This window comes from Protofrankia sp. Cas3 (assembly GCF_963555955.1).
Classification (GTDB): domain Bacteria; phylum Actinomycetota; class Actinomycetes; order Frankiales; family Frankiaceae; genus Protofrankia.
In genome coordinates this window covers 18,494-37,809 of the sequence record NZ_CAUVXP010000013.1, presented here as the reverse complement: position 1 = coordinate 37,809, position 19,316 = coordinate 18,494, and the positions used below count along the sequence as shown (strand labels likewise).

Sequence of the window (19,316 nt, the reverse complement as noted above, 5' to 3'; positions counted from 1 at the left end):
GGATCCGCCGGCTTCGGATGGCGGATCCGCGGCATCAGGATGGCGGATCCGCGCCCGTCTTGCGCCGGCCGACCTTGGGCTCGATCCGGCGGATCATATAGGCGGTCAGGATCAGCGCGACGACACCCACCGAGGTGCCGAGGATGACGTCGGTGAGCCAGGTTGCGGCGTTCGGGGCCCACAGCGGATCCGGTGGATCACCCCGCGGGCCCATCCTGCCCAGCGTGCCCAGTTTGGCCACGCTGTTGAGGTCGGTGGTCGCGCCCAGGGCGGCAAAGCCCCAGCGTGCCGGCGCGAGCCAGCTGATCTGCTCCAGTCCGAAGCGTCCGACCGCGGACACCAGCCCGCCGGACAGCACGAGCTGGCCCATGGTGACCAGGACCAGCACCGGCATGGTCTTGTCGGCGTTGTCCACCAGCGTCGACACGAGCAGGCCGATCATCATCGACGACAGCGCCGCCACGAGCACCGCGATGATGCACTCCGCGAGCGGGGAGCCGAGCAGCACCGACCGTGTCGGCATCCGCCCCAGTAATCCGATCAGTGTGAATACCACGCACTGACAGGTCGTGATCACGGCAAGGACGACGACCTTCGAACCCAGGTAGGCGGTGCGGGACAGACCGATCGTGCGTTCCCGCCGGTAGATCTGCCGCTCCTTGACGATCTCGCGAACCGAGTTCGCCATCCCCATGAAGCACGCGCACAGCACCAGCACGACCAGCACCTTGGTCGCATCCGGGTTCGGCACCGGCAACGCGGCGAGCCCGTCCCGGGCCGGAATCACCCGCGGGATGATCCCCAACAGGAACGGAAAAACAACGATCAACCGAAGGTAGGACTGATCCGCGAGCACCACCCGCAGGTAGCGGCGGGTAAGGGTGGACAGCTGCGCCAGCACGGGCTGTTGGCCGACGCTGGGCAGCAGCGCAGGACTCCGTCGGACCAGGGGCGCGACCACCGCGGCGGGGACGTAGTCCTCCGATGCGCGGAAGCGGGCCGCGAGCACCGCGCCCGCGGTTGCCTCCAGTTCCCGGAAGACGGTGACGAACTCCTTGAAGTCCTTCTTCCCGAAGAATCGCAGCGCACCCGCGCTCGGCCCGAAGTACGCCACGTGGCCACCGGGTGCAAGGACCAGCAGATAGTCACAAAGATCAAGAAAAAGCACACTGTGGGTCACCACGATCACCGTGCGGCCTGCACCGGGAGCCGTGGCGGCGCCGTCGCTGCCCCGGGCGAGTCCGTGCAGCGCCTCCATCACCGACTGGTCGTTCGCCGGATCCAAGCCGGAGGTCGGCTCGTCCAGGAACAGCAGTGTCGGACGGGTGAGCAGCTCAAGCGCGACGCTGGTCCGCTTGCGCTGGCCGCCGGAGAGCCGACCGACCGGGGTGTCGGCATGGTCACGCAATCCCAGCTGGATGATGACCTCGCTGACCCGGGCGCGCCGCTCGTTCGCGGTGGTGTCCGCCGGGAAGCGCAGCTCCGCGCCGTACTCCAGGGCCTGGCGGACGGTCAGTTGGCTGTGCAGAGGATCGGCCTGCGGGACGTAGCCGATCCGGCGGCGCAGCTCGTCGTACTCGGCATAGAGATCCCGGCCCGCATAGCGGACCGTGCCGGCATCGGCCGGGCGGAATCCGGTGAGCGCGTTGAGCAACGTCGACTTGCCCGCGCCGCTCGGACCGACCACCCCCAGCAGTGACCGGGCCGGCAGCCGGAAGGTGACGTCGTTCATGAGCTGCTTGGCACCGGCCCACACCGACAGGCCCTGCACCTCGAACGTCACGTCACCGCTGTCGAAGTACTCAACCAACGTGTCACCGTCAAGCTGAAACAGATGGTGGCCGATGGCGACAACGTCACGTTGCGCCACAGGCGCATGTGTGATCCTCCGGCCGTTGACGAATGTGCCGTTGGCCGATCCCAGGTCGACGACCTCGACGCCACCATGTCGATCACTGCTCCGACCCAGTGCGCCCCAACCGCCGGCGCCCCGACCGGTACCACCGACGCCCGCGCCGACATGAAGCTGGGCATGGTGCCGAGAGGCCAGTAAGTCGTCGACAACCAGGTCGTTGTCCCGAGAACGACCCAGGGTGACCTGCCCCGGACGCAACCGGTGGACCTTGCGCTCGTCTCCGACGATCGGCTGCTCGGACGTGCACAGGCCGGCATCGTCGTCGCCTCCCGCGAACGCGGCGGCCGGGTCGGCCGGGCGGTCGGCCGGCCGATCGCCGGGCTCCGGTCCGACGGGCTGTCGCGGCAGCCGCGGCAGCCGCGGCAGCCGCGGCTGTGGAATGAGAACGACCTCCGGCCCGTCCGCGGCGCCGAGGCGGAGCCGGACCGCCGCCGCACTCACGTTGAGGTTGCCCACACGTCGGCCGTCCTGCCACAGACCGTTGGCGCTGGTGTCGCGCACCTGCCAACCGTCGGCCCCCGATTCCAGCACGAAGTGGCGCCACGACACCCGGCTGTCGACGATGACGATGTCGGACTGGCGCGCCCGCCCCACCACGTACGGTCCGCAACCAGCCAGGACCACCTGGCCGATCGGGGTGTTGACCTGCAGAGAGGTCCGGTCCACCTGCGTTCCTTTCCCCCCGCGGCCAGAGGTTGTCGGCCTCCGGCGGCCCTTGGTGCCTCCGAGGGCGTGAAAAGAGCAGTGCTCGCCGGGCTGAGCGGTCCTCACCGATCCGGCCGGGACCCCGGCCTCCGGGGCAGACCACTCACGCCAGCTGAAAGAGATCGTAACCGCCGCCGCCCCGCGAAATTGCGTCTTTTCGACGAAACGGGCCGGTAACCGGTGCCTGCCGACACCGGCTGTCATCACGGACACTCGAGCGGCGATCTCCACATGGTCCATCTGCGCGCGATGGCAGCATGTACGCTACCCCCCGTCCGGGGGGACACTTCGGGAGAAACCGCGGAGAAGCCCGCCTTGTTCGTATTGAAGTCGTTTCGCCCACTTGAAGCGTCTTTTGTGTTTCTCGCGACACTCGCCGGCATCCTCACCTGGTCGCTACCGGATATAACCGGCCAGACGCGGGCGGTGGGGGCTGTGACGAGCGCCGCCGCCGGCGGATCGCCCCGACCGGCCGTATTCGGCAAGACCGGAAAGCTCGTGTTCGGCCTCGGTCCCTCTCTCGACAGCGACTCGACATCGCCCATCGCCGACCAGCTGGGAATGCTCACGACCTGGTACAACAGCCCGAACGACTTTGGATTCATGACGAACTGGGCGAAGGATCTCATCCCGCGGGTCTACGCGGAGCGGCGCGCGATCCACCTCGTCGTGTGGCTCGGTGGCGCAGGTCACGTCGCCACGGTCCAGACCAAGTACGGCTCCGCGTGCGGCCGAGACTACCCGCTGTCATCAGCCTTTCTGGGTGACACCCGACGACTCGCGCAGATATTCGCCGGTCCGGCGGACGGACCGCCGCTCTACATCACGCTGTTCACCGAACTGCAGACCTACCCGTGCCAGGCCAACACCTGGGCGGCCACACCCGAGGTGACCAACTACTACCTGAAGCTGAAGGACCAGTACATCGCGGCAATGGGCATCTTCCACTCCATGGCGCCGAACGCGAAGGTCTCACTCGGCTGGGGTGGCTGGCAGGCCCGCTGGGACGACCCGGCAAAGGGCGGCGGGCGCTCACTGATCGGGCATTTCGACGACGTGCTGCGCCAGTCGGACTTCCAGAGCTTCCAGGCGATGGACTCGAAAAGCAATGTCGACGACATCCGCAGGATGACGCAGATTCTCGGCCGGTACGGCCCGGTCATGGTTGCGCATTACAAACCCGACGACGGCACCGCTGCCACCTGGACCAACGACCTGCGGGCGATTTTCACCGACGAATACGTGCGGCAGATCACCGCCGCGGGCCTGTTCGGGTTCAGCTTCATGGACGGCAAACAGCTGGCCGCCGACCCGGATTCACTCCAGCTGGCCAGGAACGCCACCAGCCGGTACGGCACCCGGCCGGGCTGAGCCGCCACCGGCCGAGGCAGGATGGTCGAACTGCCGAGGCAGGATGGTCGAGCAGGACGACTACGGGGTTCGTGGGCATCAGGCGGATGGGGGGGGACATGCAGCGATTCGACGGCGTCGCCGGTGGACATGCGCGGTGGGTCGTGTCTGCCGGCGATGTCGTCGACACGCTCGAGTGCGGGCACCGGCTTGCGCTGTCCCATGCCCGCGCGGCCGGCGTGCGCTTTGACGACACCGGCGCGCCGATCAACACGTCCGAGGCGGACGACCTGCTGGTCCGCCACGGTGAGGCCCACGAGCGGCGCTGGTTGGAGCGGCTCGTCCACGTCTTCGGCCCGGCTGCGGTCCGGGTGATCGAACGACCCGAGAACACCCTGACCGCGCTGGCCGCGGCGAGGAATCAGACCCGCAACGCCGTCGCCGCCGGCGTCGCCGTCATCTACCAGGGCGTGCTTTTCGACGGCTCCTTCCAGGGCCGACCCGACTTCCTGATCGCCAGCCACCTCGATCCGATCACCGGCGAACACACCGGTGAACCACTACCCGGCCGCTACGAGCCGTACGACGCCAAACTCGCCCGGCATACCCGCCCCGCCGCGGTGCTGCAGCTCGCCGCCTACGCCCAGGCGCTGCCGACAATCGGGGTGGAGGTCGCGGCGCACATCCACCTGCTGCTCGGCGACGACCGGCTGGAGTCGCTGCGGGTCGACGACGTCGCACCCATGGTCGATCACGCGCGCATCCGGTTGGCCGAGCAGCTCGCGACCGAGCCGGCGATCCCGGCACCTTCCTGGGCTGAGCCCAGACCGGCGTGCCCGACCTGTGCGTTCGCGGGCCACTGCGCGAAGGGGCGGGAAGCCGCCCGTGACCTGTCGCTGGTCGCCGGCCTGCGCACCGACTCCCGCCGCAAGCTGCGGGCCGCCGCAATCACCACGGTCGATGATCTCGCCACGGCTGGTGACGACCAACGTCCACCGACGATGGCCGCGGCAACCTTCGCCGGGCTCCGGCTCCAGGCGGAGCTCCAGGTCATCCAGGACGCCACCCGCACCGACGACGACCCGACCGGCACCGTCACCGTCCGGGTGGTCGTCCCGGACGGGCTCGCGTCCCTACCCGCCCCGGACCCCGGCGACATCTACTTCGACATGGAGGGCGACCCGTACGCCCTGGGTAACACCGGTCTGGAATACCTGTTCGGCGCAGTAGTCCTAGACGGCCAACAGCCGCCGGATGGCGCGGATGGCGCGGATGGCGCGGATGCGGAGGTCTTCCGCCCGTTCTGGGCGCACGACCGCGCCGGGGAGAAACGCGCCTTCGAACAGTTCATCGACTGGGCGACCGCGCGGCTCGCCGACCATCCACGGGCGCACATCTACCACTACGCCCCGTACGAGCCGAACGCCCTCAAGCGGTTGGCGGCCCGGCACGGCACCCGCGAACGGCAGGTGGACGACCTGCTTGCCGGGCACAGCCTCGTCGACCTCTACACGGTTGTCCGGCGCAGCCTGAAGATCTCCCAGCGCTCATACTCGATCAAGTATCTGGAACCGCTGTACCTGCCCGGGGCCCGTGGCGCGGAGGTCAAGACCGCGGTCGACAGCATCGTCGCCTACGAGAGTGTCGTGGCGCACCTGGCGAACTCCGAGCGCGCCGCCGCCGACCACATCCTCGGTGAGATCGCCGAGTACAACCGGGTCGACTGCGTATCCACCCACCGTCTGCATCGTTGGCTGCTGGAGCTGCGCGCGGCGCAGGGCATAGTGGGCGTGGCGGCGGTGGACCCGCCGGCGGACCTCGACACCGCGGCCACGCCCGCGGCTCATCGTGGCGCGGCCGTCGACGCGCTGGTCGCGGGCCTACCGGACGACCCGACGACCTGGACGGACGACGAGCGGGCGCGGGCGCTGCTGGCCGCCGCCGTCGGCTACCACCGGCGCGAGAACAAACCGGCGTGGTGGGAGTTCTTCAGCTGGCTCGCCGCCGACCGGGCGGCGCTGGAGGCGAACGACAACTGCGCCGTCCCGCTGGACTGGACCGTCGTGGAGGACTGGGTCGTCCCGTCCGGGCGGCGCACCCGAACCCGGCGTGGCCTGCTGGCCACCCTCGACCCTGACGGCACCCACCCGTACTCCGACGGCGAACGGGTGCGACTGCTCTACCCGGGGACCGGCGGGGCGGCGGGCACCACCCGTGACGGCGAGATCGAGCGTGCCGGCCCGGACCGGCTGCTCATCCGCGAGACCGCCATGCCCGACGGGGCCGGCGCCGGCGGGACCACCACCGAGTTGCCGATCGCGGTGCTGCCCGGAGCCCCGGTGCGTCCCGAACCGAAACCGGCCGCGATCGCGGAGCTTGCCAGCGCCGTCGCCGCGGGCCTTTCCAACCGTGCGGCCGTCGACGGCCCGGCGATGGATCTGCTGCGCCGCCGCCCGCCACGCCTGGTCGGTCAGCCCGCCGGCCGGGTCGGTCTACCCGACCCGGCCGAGTACGGCGGTGATCTGATCACCACGGTGCTCGCCGCCGTCGACGCGCTCGCCGGGTCCTACCTGGCCGTGCAGGGGCCGCCCGGAGCCGGCAAGACCTATCTGGCCGGACGGTTGATCCGCCATCTCGTCGGGCAGGGCCGCACGGTCGGGGTGTGCTCGACCAGCCACAAGGCGATCGAGAACGCCATGCTCGCGGCCGTAGGAATGCCGGGGAGCGGGATGCCTGCGGCGAAGAAGCTGCGGGCCGGGCAGAAGCCCGACCCCCTCACGCCGTGGGACTGCCCCCGCGATCTCCGCGCGTTGGTCGCCTGGCGTGCGGCGCACCCGGACGGGCATCTGGTCGGTGACACGTCGTGGGCATTTGCCAACCCCGCGCTGCGCGCGGAGCCGTTCGACGTACTGATCATCGATGAGGCGGGCCAGTTCGCGCTCGCCGACACGCTTGCCGTTGCCGGCGCCGCCCGCAACCTCGTGCTGCTCGGCGACCCGCAGCAGCTCCCGCAGGTTGTCACCGGAATCCACCCGGACGGCGCGGACGCCTCAGCCCTTTCCCACCTGCTCGGCTCGGACGATGTCATCCCGGCTGAATTCGGCTATTTCCTCGATCTGACCAGACGGATGCATCCGGATGTGTGCGAGCCGGTCTCGGCGCTGGCCTACCGGGGACGCCTGCACGCCCACCCGCTGACCGCCGCCCGCAGCGTCGACGGCATCGCAGCCGGCCTCTACCTGCACGACGTGCCGCACCACGCCAACACCACCCGGTCGGATCCGGAGGTGGCGGCGGTCCGCGGCCTGGTCGAGACCGTCCTGCGCCGGCGCTTGGTCGACCTCGACGGCGAACGCATCCTGGGCGGTCCGGATGTGCTGGTGGTCGCCCCGTACAACCGTCAGGTGCGTGCCATCGAGCACGCACTGCGCAACGCCGGGATCCACGGCGTCCGGGTCGGGACGGTCGACCGGTTCCAGGGCCAGGAGGCGCCCGTGGTCATCGTGTCGCTGACCACGTCCAGCGCGTCCGAGGCTCCCCGCGGGCTGGACTTTCTACTCTCCCGCAACCGCCTGAACGTCGCGTTGTCGCGGGCGCAGGTACTGGCGGCGCTGGTGATGTCACCCGCGCTGCTCGACAGCACCGCGCGCACGGTCGACGAGCTGCGCCTGTTGGCGGGCCTCGCGCGGCTGCGGGCCACGGCCCGTACCGGTTTCCCCTCGCAGCGCCCCGAAGCCCACCGGTAGTCACCTGTTTCCGGTGACCTACACTCCTGCTTCTGCGGGGAAGAGTCCGAAACGCTGGCGAGACGTCCAGGACAGCAGAGTCCAGCACACAGCGCGATGTCCGCGCCACGACGGTGCTCCGGACGAGGCGGCTCGCCGGCGACGACGTGAGGGGATGCCCGTGACGGCTGCTGAGATCGGTGCGCTCTCGGAGGTCGATGCGGCAACAGACACCGGTGTGGCAACAGACATCGGCGCTGGCAGCCCGCTGGCCGCCCCGGTGGCCGCCCCGGTGCGGAATACCGCCACGTGGAGGAAGAGGTGGCTGGTCGCAGCGGGGATCCTCGCAATGTTCTGCGCACTGTCCGTAGCGTTATTCTGGGACGGCTGGACGGCGCTGGGCAGCAGGGCCTACGGCGGCGGTGACGCCATTCTGTTCTCCTGGTACCTGGCCTGGACGCCCTACGCGATCTCCCACGGGCTCGACCCGTTCGTCACCCACTTTCTGAACGCTCCGGACGGCGTCAACATCATGTGGAGCACCGGCGTGCCGCTGCTCGGTGTGGTGGCCGCGCCGATCACCGTGCTGGCCGGGCCGCTCGTGGCCTTCCAGGTGCTGACCACGCTCGCACCGGCGCTGTCCGGCTGGGTGATGTTCCTGGTGATGCGGCGCTGGACCGCCGCGTTCCCCGCCGCCGTCGCCGGACTGCTCTACGGCTTCAGCCCGTACATCATCGGCGCTTCCTACGGGCACCTGCACCTGTCGTTCGCGCTCTTTCCCCCGATCCTCCTGCTGCTGCTGGACGACCTGCTCATCCGCCAACGCACCGTCACGCGGACCGGCGGGCTGCTCGGTGCGGCCGTGGCCGCCCAGGCGCTGATCAGCGAGGAGGTACTGGCGACATCGGCGGTGGTGGCGGTCATCGGCATCGCGATCCTGTGCATGGGCCACCGCGACCAGGTCCGTCCGCGTGCCGCGGCGGCGGTACGCGGACTCGCGGTCTGCGCGGTCGTCGCCACCGTGCTGCTCGCCTGGCCGCTCTACATCCAGTTCTTCGGCCCGCAGCGCGTCCACGGATCAATCCAGCCGTCGGACATCGCAGTGTCGGACCTGCTCACCTTCGCCACGCCCACACCGCTACAGGCGCTCGGCCCGGACGTCGCGGTCCGGGAGAGCCTGCGGTTCTCCGGCAACGCGGTGGAGGTCAGCGGCTACGTCGGCCTCCCGCTGCTGGCCCTGCTCGCGTTCATCGCGGTGCGGCTGCGCCGCAACCCGCTCGTGGCCGTGTGTGCGCCGCTGTTCGCCGTCGTCGCCGTCCTGTCGCTCGGCCCGCACCTGCACGTCGGCGGGCGCGGCACCCGCATCCCGCTGCCATGGCGCCTGCTGGAGCTGGGGCCGGTGCTCCACAACGCACTGCCGTCCCGGCTGTCGCTGTACCTCGCGCTGGCGGCGAGCGTGATGATCGCGCTCTGGCTCGACCAGGCACGGCCACCACGGCTGCGCGCCGCCACCGGCGTCGTTGCCGCCGCCGCACTGGTACCGCTGGTACCGGCCACGCCCATCACCTTCAGCACCGCCACACCGAGGTTCTTCACCGGCCCGCAGGTCGACAACCTGCCCGCGGCTGCGACAGCGTTGGTCGTGCCCTACCCGTATCCCCAGCAGAACATCGCGATGCTCTGGCAGGCGCAGGCTGACTTCCGCTTCGCCATGCCGGGTTGCTACTGTACGGTCCCCGACCGTTTTGGGCGGTCCAGCTTCCACCCGGAGACCGACCCGCTGAACTCGGCCCTCATCGCCGTCGCGACGGGCCAGAGCACCGCGGCGGCGGCATTGCGACAACCCGGGCTGGCGGCCACCTTCGACCGCTACCATCTGAACACGATCATCCTTGGCCCCAGCGACCACCACGACGAGCTCGTGACCTTGCTGACGGGGCTGGCGGGTGCACCCGGGCGGTACGTCGACGGCGTCGATCTATGGTTGCTCGACAGTGCCCCGGGCCGGTCGTGACAAGGTACTCACCGAGGCCTACCGGGCCGCGAGGCCGGGACGGCGTGGTCATGAAACGGAGTTCAGGTGGCGCAGATCAAGGTAGTGGTGGAGCGGGTCGTGACGGCGGCGCCGGCGACGGTCATGGATGTGCTCGGCGACTACAAGGGCAGCCGCGCTGAGGCCTGGCCCGATATGATCACCGACTACGAGGTGGTCGAGGGCGGTACCGGCGCCGGTACCCGGATCCGCTACCAGCTGCACGCGACCCGCCGCCGCGTCCGCACCGTCGAGGCGGTCGTCTCCGCGCCCGTTCCCGGCCGGACGCTCATCGAAGCCGACCAGAACTCCACTCTGCGCACGGAGTGGACCGTCGCGCCCGCCGACGCGGGAACGTCCCGGATATCGGTGGAGACGAGCTGGTCGGGCGCGAGCGGGATCGGTGGCTTCTTCGAGCGGACCTTCGCGCCAATCGGCATCCGCAAGCTGTGGAACGGCGTTCTGGACAACCTCGCGCCTCGGCTGGGCTGACAATCGGCTGACAATCGGCTGACGGAATTCGGTCCGGAGGCGGATGTCGGCCTTCGACGGCTTCGCGAAAAGGCCACCGGATCCCCTGTCGGGGACACGACTACGCGCTGCACAGCCACCGGGTCGGTGTGGTTGACTCAATCCCGCCCGTAGGCGGAGTGTTCCCAGTCTGCATGCCGCGGGTATGGGGGATGGAAACATGACGCGCGAGGATACTCGAGCTGAACACACCGACATACTGGTTGTCGGGTCGGGGTTCGGCGGCGCGGTAACCGCGTACCGGTTCGCCGAGGCAGGACGACGCGTCGTCCTTCTTGAGCGGGGAAAGGCGTATCCCCCCGGGTCATTCGCCCGTTCGCCGTCCGACATCGCGGCGAACTTCTGGGACCCGATGCAGGGACGCCACGGTCTTTTCGACATATGGTCGTTCGCCGACTTCGAGGCTGTCGTATCCAGCGGTCTGGGCGGCGGCTCACTCATCTATGCCAACGTGCTGCTCCGCAAGGACGAGAAGTGGTTCATCCGGGATGCGCCCGCGGGCGGGGGGTACGAGAGCTGGCCGATCACCCGGGCCGACCTCGAACCGCACTACGCGGCCGTCGAGACCATGCTGAGCGCCCAGCGGTTCCCGGCCGGGCAACCCGGCTACCAGGCCTCCCGCCGCACCGAGCTGCTCACGCTGGCCGGGCGGCGCCTGGGTTACACCGCCGAGCAGCCACCGCTGGCGGTGACGTTCGCGGCGGGCGGTGCCCAGCCCGTGCCGGGCGCGCCCATCCCGGATCCGAGCTACGGAAACATCCACGGGCGACCGCGAATCACCTGTGTGTTATGCGGCGAGTGCGACCTCGGGTGCAACTCCGGCAGCAAGAACACCCTGGACCACACCTACCTGTCCGCCGCGGCGCACCATGGCGCGGACCTTCGGGTCCACCACGAGGTACGTTCGATCACCCCGCGGGATGGTGGAGGCTACACAGTTGGCTATGTGTTACACACTCCAGGTGATACCGGTGCCCTCGCCACCATCCCGGAGCAAATGATCACGTGTGACCGCCTGGTCCTCGCCGCCGGAACTCTGGGCACCACCTATCTGCTGCTACGCAATCGCGCGGCCCTGCCCGGGATCTCCCGCATGCTCGGCCGGCGTTTCTCCGGCAACGGTGACCTGCTCGGTTTCGTCCGCGGGGTGCCCGGTGCGTCCCTCGGCAGCGCGCACGCGCCGGTCATCACCACCGCCGTTCGCGTACCCGACCAGGTCGACGACATCGTCAATGGTGACGGCGCCATCCCCGCCAGCACTGAGCGCGGCTGTTACATCGAGGACGCCGGTTATCCCGGTTTCGCGGAATGGCTCATCGAGGCGGCCCAGCTGACCGGCATGGCCGCACGAGTCGTCAGCGCGGGTTACCAGCTGATCCGATCACGCATCGTCGACAACCCGGCGCCCCAGATCGACATGATAATCAGTCGGCTGCTCGGCTCGGGGACCGCATCCGCCGGTTCGATGCCCCTGCTCGGCATGGGACGTGACGTCCCGACCGGACGCATGTCGGTACATGACGACTACCTGCAGATTACGGATTATCCCGCTGGCAGCAGGCCGTACTTCGACCGACTGGAACGGATCATGAATGACCTCGCAAAGGAAATGGGCGGTGATTTCCAGCAGAACCCGCTCAGCCTGCTGTCCCGGGTCATCACCGTGCACCCGCTCGGCGGCGCCGGCATGGGCGCGGACATCACCAGCGGGGTGATCAATCAATGGGGCGAGGTGTTCGGCCACCGGGGCCTGTATGTCGCCGACGGCGCCGCCATGCCCGGACCGGTCGGCGCCAATCCATCCCTGACCATCGCGGCCTTCGCCGATCGGCTCGCCGAACACGTCCTGGCCTCCGATCCGGTTCGCGATGCCCACAACGCTTCGGAGGCAGCGCCATGACCGAACCGACGAGCCTTGAATTCACCGAGACGATGAAGGGTTTCATCACTCTGGACGAGACCGACCCGCAGCGTGGCTACGAGCAGGGCCGGGCCGAGGCCACCGCACTGCACTTCCGGCTCACCATCCGCACCGGGGACGTCCACGCCTTTGCTGCCGACCCGATGCGGGAGGCGGTCGCCGACGGCTATGTCGACTGCGATGTCCTGGGCGGCCGGCAGCCGGTCGAGGGAGGCGTCTTCAACCTCTTCGTCGGCGATGCACCCGGGCGCAGGCGGATGCTCTACCGGCTGCCGTTCCAGGATGCGGCCGGGCACCCGCTCACGCTCAGCGGTTTCAAGGACGTCCACGACGACCCCGGGTTCGACCTGTGGCGGGACACCTCGACGCTCTACACCCGCATCCTCGCCGGCCATGTCCATACCGACCCTGCGGACCCTGCGGACCCTGCCGACCCTGCCGACCCTGCGGACCCTGCCGCCGCCGAAGCGGGTGCGCGGGTCGTCGCCGCCGGCATCATCACGATCCACATCCCGGACTTTCTGCGGCAGCTCACGACGTTTCGGGTATCGGGTTCTGCGCTCGAAGCCACCCGCGGCCTGGAGACGTTCGGCCGGCTGTTTCTCGGGGACCTCTGGAAGGTCTACGGTGCGTTCGTGCCCGCCGGGAACGCCGACGCCATCGGGGAGCCGCGGTGACGCAGCTACCGCCCCGGCCCGCCGACGACAGCGAACGCGCGCTCGGGTTCGCCCGTGCCACCATGACCCGATGGCTCTCGCCCTCGCTGCTGTTCGCCACCGCCGTGCGGGTGGGTATCAGCGCGGTGCTCGGCTCCTATGCCGACAAGCGGGAGGAGATGGCGGCGCTACCGGCCGCGCCGCCGGCTGACCTGTCGGACGGCGCTGAACCGCCGGGTTACGCCGAGGCGCCGGACGGTGGCGAGCTGTGGTTCGACTACGTCAGCGACCTCGGGGACGGATTCGACGCGACCTACGCGATGGCCTCGCTGCTGGCCACGCCGAGCCTCGACCTTGCCGGGACGACCACCCCACGCGGCCGGATGCTGGTGATGGGCGGCGACCAGTGCTACCCCACGCCGAGCATCACCGGCTACGAGAACAAGCTGATCGGCCCGTACCGCGCCGCGCTGCCCAGGACGTGCCCGGATCCCGCCGGGGCGCCGCGGCTGTTCGTGCTGCCCGGCAACCACGACTGGTACGACGGGCTCACCGCATTCATGCGGGTCTTCTGCCAGGGTTCGAGCATCGGGGGCTGGCGCACCGAACAGACCCGCAGCTACTTCGCGGTACAGCTACCGCACCGATGGTGGTTACTCGGGATCGACATCCAGTTCGACTCCTACATCGACGACCCTCAGCGCCGGTACTTCATCGAGATCGCGGCGCGGATGCGTCCCGGTGACGCGGTCATCCTGTGCTCCGCGAAACCGAGCTGGCTGAGTGCGGCCGACGGGGATGCCGAGGCGTATGCCGTCCTCGACTACTTCGAACGCACGATCATCAGAAAGGTCGGCGCACAGGTGCGGGTGTCCCTGACCGGAGACCGGCACCACTATGCCCGCTACAGCGAATGTGCCCGCGACACCGAGGTCGGCGGCTCCGCCCAGAAGTTCACCGCCGGTGGTGGCGGCGCCTATCTGTCCGCGACCCACCGGCTGCCGCAACGGCTGGTTCTGCCGCCGACGGCGTCGCGGGCACCGGGCAAGAGCGACCCGCCCGCGCACTACGAGCTGGCCAGCAGCACTTTTCCGGATGCGCAGACGTCCCGCCGGCTTGCCGCCGGCATCGTCGGCCTGCCGGCGTTCGCACCAGGTCTGATCGCACTGCTCGGCGGCGTCCACCTGCTGCTGGCGCTGGCGATCGGCGGCGCTGCCGGGACCACCGGGCGAGGGGCCGTGGGCCGCCTCGACGCCATCGCGGCCGGGCTGCGGCACGCCGGCGTCCCAGGCCTGTTCGAGGGTCTGATCAACAGTGTTCCCGGGCTCGCGCTGAGCCTCGGGGTCATGGGTGCCGGCGTCGCGCTGACCAAGGCCGGCCGTACCGCCCGCGGTGGGGTCGCCGGAGTCGCGCACGGGCTCACCCAGCTCGTCCTGGCCGTCGCCGTGATCGCCGGCGCCGTCGCCGTCGCCGGCCCGCTGCCCGGCACGTGGCTGCTGGCCGGGGTGCTACCGCTGGTGGTCGCGGTCGGCGGTCTGGCCGCCACCGAGGTGCTCGCCGCCTACCTCTGGCTGGCCGACCGCATTGCGGGCCTGAACACCAACGAACTGTTCGCCGCGCAGGGGATCGCCGATTACAAGAACTTCCTGCGGCTGCGCATCGGCCCGGACGGACAGTTGACGATCTATCCTGTCGGGGTTCGCGCAGTCCCGAAACGCTGGCGCTTCGCCCCGGACGCCGCGGCCGGCACACCCTGGTTCACCCCGATCGACCGGCCGCTGGAGGCATTCCTCATCGAATCGCCGATCACCATCACCCGAGCCGCTCCTGACCAGCAGCCAGACTGCTTGGGGCCGCCGGGCGCGCGGGAAGGAGCATGATCGCGTGGGCGGCGGGCGGCGCCCGACTAGGCTGGCGGGGTGTCACACCAGCGTCTGGTACTCACGCTCAGCTGCCCCGACCGGCGGGGCATCGTCGCGGCGGTGTCCTCCTTCGTCACCGCGTCCGGCTGCAACATCGTCGAGGCTCAGCAGTACCTGGACCCCGACACCACCCACTTCTTCCTGCGCCTGGCCGCTGACGTCGAGGAGCCACGCGCCAGCCTGAACGATCTACGCGACGCTTTCGGCACGGTCGCCGAAGCCTTCTCGATGGACTGGCAGATCTGGGACGCCGCCGTCCGACCCCGAATAATGATCATGGTCTCACAACACGATCACTGCCTGGCCGACCTGCTGTCACGTCGCCGTGCCGGGACACTGCCCGTCGAGGTTGTCGGCGTCGTGTCCAACCACCGTGCCGCCGAAGAACTGGTCCGCTGGCACGGCGTGCCCTTCCACCATCTGCCGGTCGCAGCACAGACCCGGACCGACCAGGAACAGCGGCTGCTACAGCTGGTCGCCGACGAAAACGTCGATCTTGTTGTGCTCGCGCGTTACATGCAGATCCTGTCTGCCGACGTGTGCAAGGAGCTCGAGGGCCGGATTATCAACATCCACCATTCGTTCCTGCCGAGCTTCAAGGGCGCCCGGCCCTACGCCCAGGCCCACGCACACGGCGTGAAGATCATTGGCGCCACGGCTCACTACGTGACACCGGACCTCGACGAAGGTCCGATCATCGAACAGGATGTCGCCCGGGTCGACCACGGCTGCGACGTCGACCGGCTCGTTGCCGTGGGCCGTGACATCGAGGCTCAGGTCCTGGCCCGGGCCGTGCGCTGGCACGCCGAGCGCCGGGTGCTCCTCAACGGCGTCCGCACCGTCGTCTTCGCCTGACCAGCCGGTCATCCGACCGTCTGGTGCTCCAGAGGGCGCCGGCGAACGTCCGGAACGACGAAAGGCCGCCCACGATCGTCTACGGTTCACAGCGCCGAAGTGCGACCGGCAATTGGGGACGCGGCGTCGCGGGGCCCCATCGCCGGGCGCTCTTAGCGATGTGATTCGGGTGCTGCTGCAGTAGCACCCGAATCACATCCTTGAGAGCCGGCCGCGCCAGGGACCAGAACCGAGATCGAGATCGAGATCGAGATCATCGGAGCAGGACGGTGGCCCCGTCGCTGAAGGGGCCGTCGTGCAGCTCCAGATGATCAACGGTGACGTCCCGGGGGATGTCGAAGACAAGGGTGCCGCTCGCGGTCTCTCCCTCGGAGAGGTTTCCCCAGATACCCTCGGAAAAGGCGGCCCGCGACAGGAGCTGGCTGGAATCGTGGTCCGATCCGGCGCTGTCGACAAGCCGTTGCGAAGCCAACGACAGGTTCCGGGTCGAGCTGCCGACGTTGTGCGCGGTGAGCGCAACCAGGCAGTACTGGCCGTCCGGATGTCTGGTGATCAACGTGACCTTCAGCTGATCAACCCCGCACTGCACGCTCGTCACGGTGAACTCAAGCTGCCCGTCCCGGACCGGGACGCCGATCCCCGCCTTCGCGGACGGGGACTGGGACGGGGACGGGGACGCCGAGCCCGCAGCCGACGAGCTGGGGGCGGCGGACGGCCCCCCGCCCGAGTCGTTGCCGCGCAGGCTCCGCAGGGCCACCCAGCCGACCAGCAACAGGAGCACTGCGGCCAGGGCCAGCAGCCACCAGCGGCGTGGGCGCGGCGGCGCGGCAGGCGGGTACAAGGGAGGCGGGGCCTGGGCCGCGGACTCGGCGAACCGCGCCGGCTGCCCGAACCGGCCCAGCTGCCCGAACCGGCCCGGCTGCCCGAACCGGCCCGGCTGCCCGAACCGGCCCGGCTGGCCGGACTGGCCCGGCGGGCCCGGCGGATAGCCGGTCGCGAATGCCGGCGGGCCGAGGCGGGTCGGTGGCACGACAGCGGCCATCCGCTGCGTCCTGCCGAGTATCTGGTCGATCGGCGTGGACGCGTTGACGTCCGCGTTTCCCTCGACCAGCCGCATGAGCAGATCACGCGCGGCCGGTCGGGCCCGCGGATCCTTGGTCAGCGCGATCTCGACCAGCCCGCGCAGCGGCTGGGCGAGGCCGGTCAGATCCGGCGCCGCGTCCACGATCCGCTGCCCCAGACTCGCGTCGGCGGCCGGCCCGAAACATCCAGGTTCGGTGAACGGGTGGCGGCCCGTGCCCGCATAGCCCACCAGAAGACCCCAGGTAAAGATGTCCGCGGCCGGACCGACCGGATCGTCGAGGATCTGTTCGGGCGCCATCCACCCACTGGTCCCGAAGATCAGCCCCCGGTCGAGGTCATGGCGTACGGTAGCCGCGGGCTTGGCTATCCCGAAGTCGATGACCCTCGGTCCGGACAACGACATGATCACGTTGGCCGGTTTGAGGTCACGGTGGACGATCCCGGCGTGATGGATGGCTGTCAGCGCCGTTGCCACCCCGATCGCGGTACCGGCCAGGGTCGAGGCGGGCAGCGGGCCGTCCTCCATGACCACCCGGTCCAGCCGCCTGCCCTCGATGTACTCGGTGACGAGGTACGGCGGGTAGGCGTCCGGGTCCGCGTCAAGCACCGAAGCCGTGCAGAACGGCGAGACCCGCCGGGCCGCCGCAACCTCATGGCGGAACCGTTCCCGGAAGTCGTGGTCGGCCGCGAGGTCCGGCCGGATCAGCTTGACCGCAACGTGGCGGCCCGCCGTGTCCCGACCGAGATAGACCGTGCCCATGCCGCCGGCGGCGAGGCGACTGTCCAGCACATACCTGCCGACCGATACCGGGTCGTCCGCCTGTAGCGGCTCCAGTGGTTCCGCCGTCGCTCCACCCCCCGCTCGACCTGGCCGTGTCATGCCCGCCGCCGTGCTGGTGCCCGCCTGCTCATAACCCCCCGCTCATAACCACCCGCTCACGGCCCGCCCGCCGGTGGTCCGGCCAGCCTGTGGCCCGCCAGCGTGTGGCCCACCGACGTGTGGCCCGCCCGTACACGGCTCCCATCGTCACTCATCCCAGGCCCAGCGCGGGCGCAGACTCCCCAACAACCAGCATGCTCTCGAAGGACGAGCGGCGCGGCATACCGGACCGCCCGCCCGCGCGCCGCACCGCGAGCGCCTGGTGGATCTGGGCCTGGCCGGCTTCGAACATCAGCGCGGAGGCGGCCATGTACAGCCGCCATACCCGGGCCCGGGCCTCACCGACCTCGGCCACGGCATCGGCCCAGTGCGCCTCAAGGTTTCCCACCCAGGCGCGCAAGGTCGGACCATAGTGTTCACGCAGATTCTCGCTGTGCCAGAGCTCGAAACCAGCCGCCTGCATGACACTGACGAGCACGCCGATCTCGTGCAGTTCACCGTCGGGGAAGACATACCGCGCGACGAAGTTACGCCCGGCCGGCAGCGGCAGCGGTCCGAGCCGCGGACGGTTACGCGCCTGCCCGGCAGGGTCGCCGGGGAAGGCGATGCCATGGTTGAGCAGCCGGCCCGCAGGCCGCAGCAGATCGAACAGGTAGCGGAAATAGACCGGCAGCATCGCGGCGCCGACGTGCTCCACCATCCCGATGGAACTGATCGCGTCGAACGGACCGTCGCCGACGTCCCGGTAATCCTGTAGCCGGATCTGGATGCGGTCGGCGAGACCCGCGTCGGCGATCCGCCGCCGGGCCAGGTCTGCCTGGTTCGGCGAGATGGTGACGCCGACCCCCTCGACTCCGTGGTGCCGCGCGGCGTGAAGCAGCAGACTGCCCCAGCCGCAGCCCACATCGAGCAGACGCATCCCGGCGCGCAGACCCAGCTTGCGACAGACCAGCTCGTGCTTGGCGTCCTGCGCCGCTGCGAGCCCCACGTCGGGCGCCGCCCACAGGCCGCACGAGTACGTCATCGCCGCACCGAGAACCTGCCGATAGAAGGCGTTGGACAGATCGTAGTGATGGGTGATGGCGGCGACGTCCCGCGCCCGGCTGTGGCGGCGGCCCCGCGGCCTCGCCTCGGCCGTGGGTGGTGGTGGGGGCAGGGGGCCCAACAGGCGCAGCAACGTCGCCGCCGCGCGCAGCACGGTCGGCGTCACGGTCTGGACCCCAAGGTGGCTCCGCAGATCGAGGGCGTCGAAAATGTCGCCTTCGACGTCGATCTCTCCGGCCACATACGCTCGCGCGAAACCGAGTTCACCGGGACGGAACAGCACCCGCCGCGTTGCCTCCGGCGTCCGCACGACAACCCTGGTCGGGGTTTCAGGCCCGAGGACCGTCCCGTCCCACAATTCGATCCGTACCGGTGGTTTCGGCCCGACGAGGCCCGTCAGCAGATCGATCACAGCACGGGACACCGCGGTTGTGCGCACGGCGGACCCCGAAACCGCGGTTGCGGGCACACCCTGGCCCGGGATCGCGGCTGCGGGCAGATCGGCCCTGGCCGAGTCAGTTCCGGACACTGCAGCGTCACCCCGGTTCACTGGCACCTCCGCACCGACCGCATCCGGTGCGGCGGGAACCCATCTCGCCGCGCGCTCGGCTCACCCCCATCATCGCTGTCGGTCACGGTTGCGTCCCGTCATGGCCCCGTGTCGGGACGCAACGCCAGCCCGGGATCAGGTCCTGGG

11 protein-coding genes are annotated in these 19,316 nt (G+C 69.7%); 8 read left to right on the top strand and 3 right to left on the bottom strand.

The features are described 5' to 3' along the window. Nucleotides 1-34 precede the first annotated feature (34 nt). Entirely contained in the window at nucleotides 35-2,581 is a 2,547-nt protein-coding gene (locus tag U9983_RS04510; RefSeq protein ID WP_322752807.1) for an ATP-binding cassette domain-containing protein, read from the bottom strand. A gap of 396 nt (nucleotides 2,582-2,977) precedes the next feature. Between U9983_RS04510 and U9983_RS04505 the strand changes: the two genes are divergently transcribed. The 8 genes from U9983_RS04505 (at nucleotide 2,978) to purU (ending at nucleotide 15,612) form a co-directional block, all read left to right on the top strand. Beyond that, nucleotides 2,978-3,991: a hypothetical protein gene (locus tag U9983_RS04505; protein WP_322752806.1), complete on the top strand. Its 1,014-nt coding sequence runs from the start codon at nucleotides 2,978-2,980 to the stop codon at nucleotides 3,989-3,991. Nucleotides 3,992-4,089: 98 nt separating this feature from the next. Further along, nucleotides 4,090-7,716, top strand: a complete 3,627-nt coding sequence (locus U9983_RS04500) for a TM0106 family RecB-like putative nuclease (RefSeq protein ID WP_322752805.1) — start codon at nucleotides 4,090-4,092, stop codon at nucleotides 7,714-7,716. A 160-nt stretch (nucleotides 7,717-7,876) separates the two neighbouring features. Beyond that, the gene (locus U9983_RS04495) at nucleotides 7,877-9,709 is read left to right on the top strand and encodes a hypothetical protein (protein ID WP_322752804.1); all 1,833 of its coding nucleotides are present in this window, start codon (nucleotides 7,877-7,879) and stop codon (nucleotides 9,707-9,709) included. A gap of 66 nt (nucleotides 9,710-9,775) precedes the next feature. Continuing rightward, a complete protein-coding gene (locus U9983_RS04490) occupies nucleotides 9,776-10,219 on the top strand; it encodes an SRPBCC family protein (RefSeq protein ID WP_322749101.1) in 444 nt (147 codons plus the stop codon). A gap of 199 nt (nucleotides 10,220-10,418) precedes the next feature. Beyond that, entirely contained in the window at nucleotides 10,419-12,158 is a 1,740-nt protein-coding gene (locus tag U9983_RS04485) for a GMC family oxidoreductase (protein WP_322752803.1), read from the top strand. Then, nucleotides 12,155-12,856 (top strand): hypothetical protein, encoded by a 702-nt coding sequence (locus tag U9983_RS04480; RefSeq protein ID WP_322752802.1) that lies wholly within the window; start codon nucleotides 12,155-12,157, stop codon nucleotides 12,854-12,856. Before U9983_RS04485 ends, U9983_RS04480 begins: the two co-directional genes overlap by 4 nt. Further along, nucleotides 12,853-14,715 carry a metallophosphoesterase gene (locus tag U9983_RS04475; protein ID WP_322752801.1) on the top strand — a complete coding sequence of 621 codons (1,863 nt, stop codon included), beginning with the start codon at nucleotides 12,853-12,855 and terminating at the stop codon, nucleotides 14,713-14,715. Before U9983_RS04480 ends, U9983_RS04475 begins: the two co-directional genes overlap by 4 nt. A 39-nt stretch (nucleotides 14,716-14,754) precedes the next feature. After that, the gene (gene purU, locus U9983_RS04470) at nucleotides 14,755-15,612 is read left to right on the top strand and encodes a formyltetrahydrofolate deformylase (RefSeq protein WP_322749105.1); all 858 of its coding nucleotides are present in this window, start codon (nucleotides 14,755-14,757) and stop codon (nucleotides 15,610-15,612) included. Between the two features lie 253 nt (nucleotides 15,613-15,865). On the opposite strand, the gene U9983_RS04465 is transcribed toward purU, so the two are convergent. Together U9983_RS04465 and U9983_RS04460 are read right to left on the bottom strand one after the other, a co-directional pair. Further along, nucleotides 15,866-17,575, bottom strand: coding sequence for a serine/threonine-protein kinase (locus tag U9983_RS04465; protein ID WP_322752800.1), 1,710 nt, complete (start codon nucleotides 17,573-17,575; stop codon nucleotides 15,866-15,868). Between the two features lie 151 nt (nucleotides 17,576-17,726). Continuing rightward, entirely contained in the window at nucleotides 17,727-19,148 is a 1,422-nt protein-coding gene (locus tag U9983_RS04460; RefSeq protein ID WP_322752799.1) for a cyclopropane-fatty-acyl-phospholipid synthase family protein, read from the bottom strand. Nucleotides 19,149-19,316 lie beyond the last annotated feature (168 nt).

Bases quoted from the DNA above. Each gene is read 5' to 3' on its own strand.
- U9983_RS04465 (WP_322752800.1), bottom strand. From the start codon at position 17,575: ATGACACGGCCAGGTCGAGCGGGGGGTGGAGCGACGGCGGAACCACTG.
- U9983_RS04480 (WP_322752802.1), top strand. From the start codon at position 12,155: ATGACCGAACCGACGAGCCTTGAATTCACCGAGACGATGAAGGGTTTC.
- U9983_RS04485 (WP_322752803.1), top strand. From the start codon at position 10,419: ATGACGCGCGAGGATACTCGAGCTGAACACACCGACATACTGGTTGTC.
- U9983_RS04500 (WP_322752805.1), top strand. From the start codon at position 4,090: ATGCAGCGATTCGACGGCGTCGCCGGTGGACATGCGCGGTGGGTCGTG.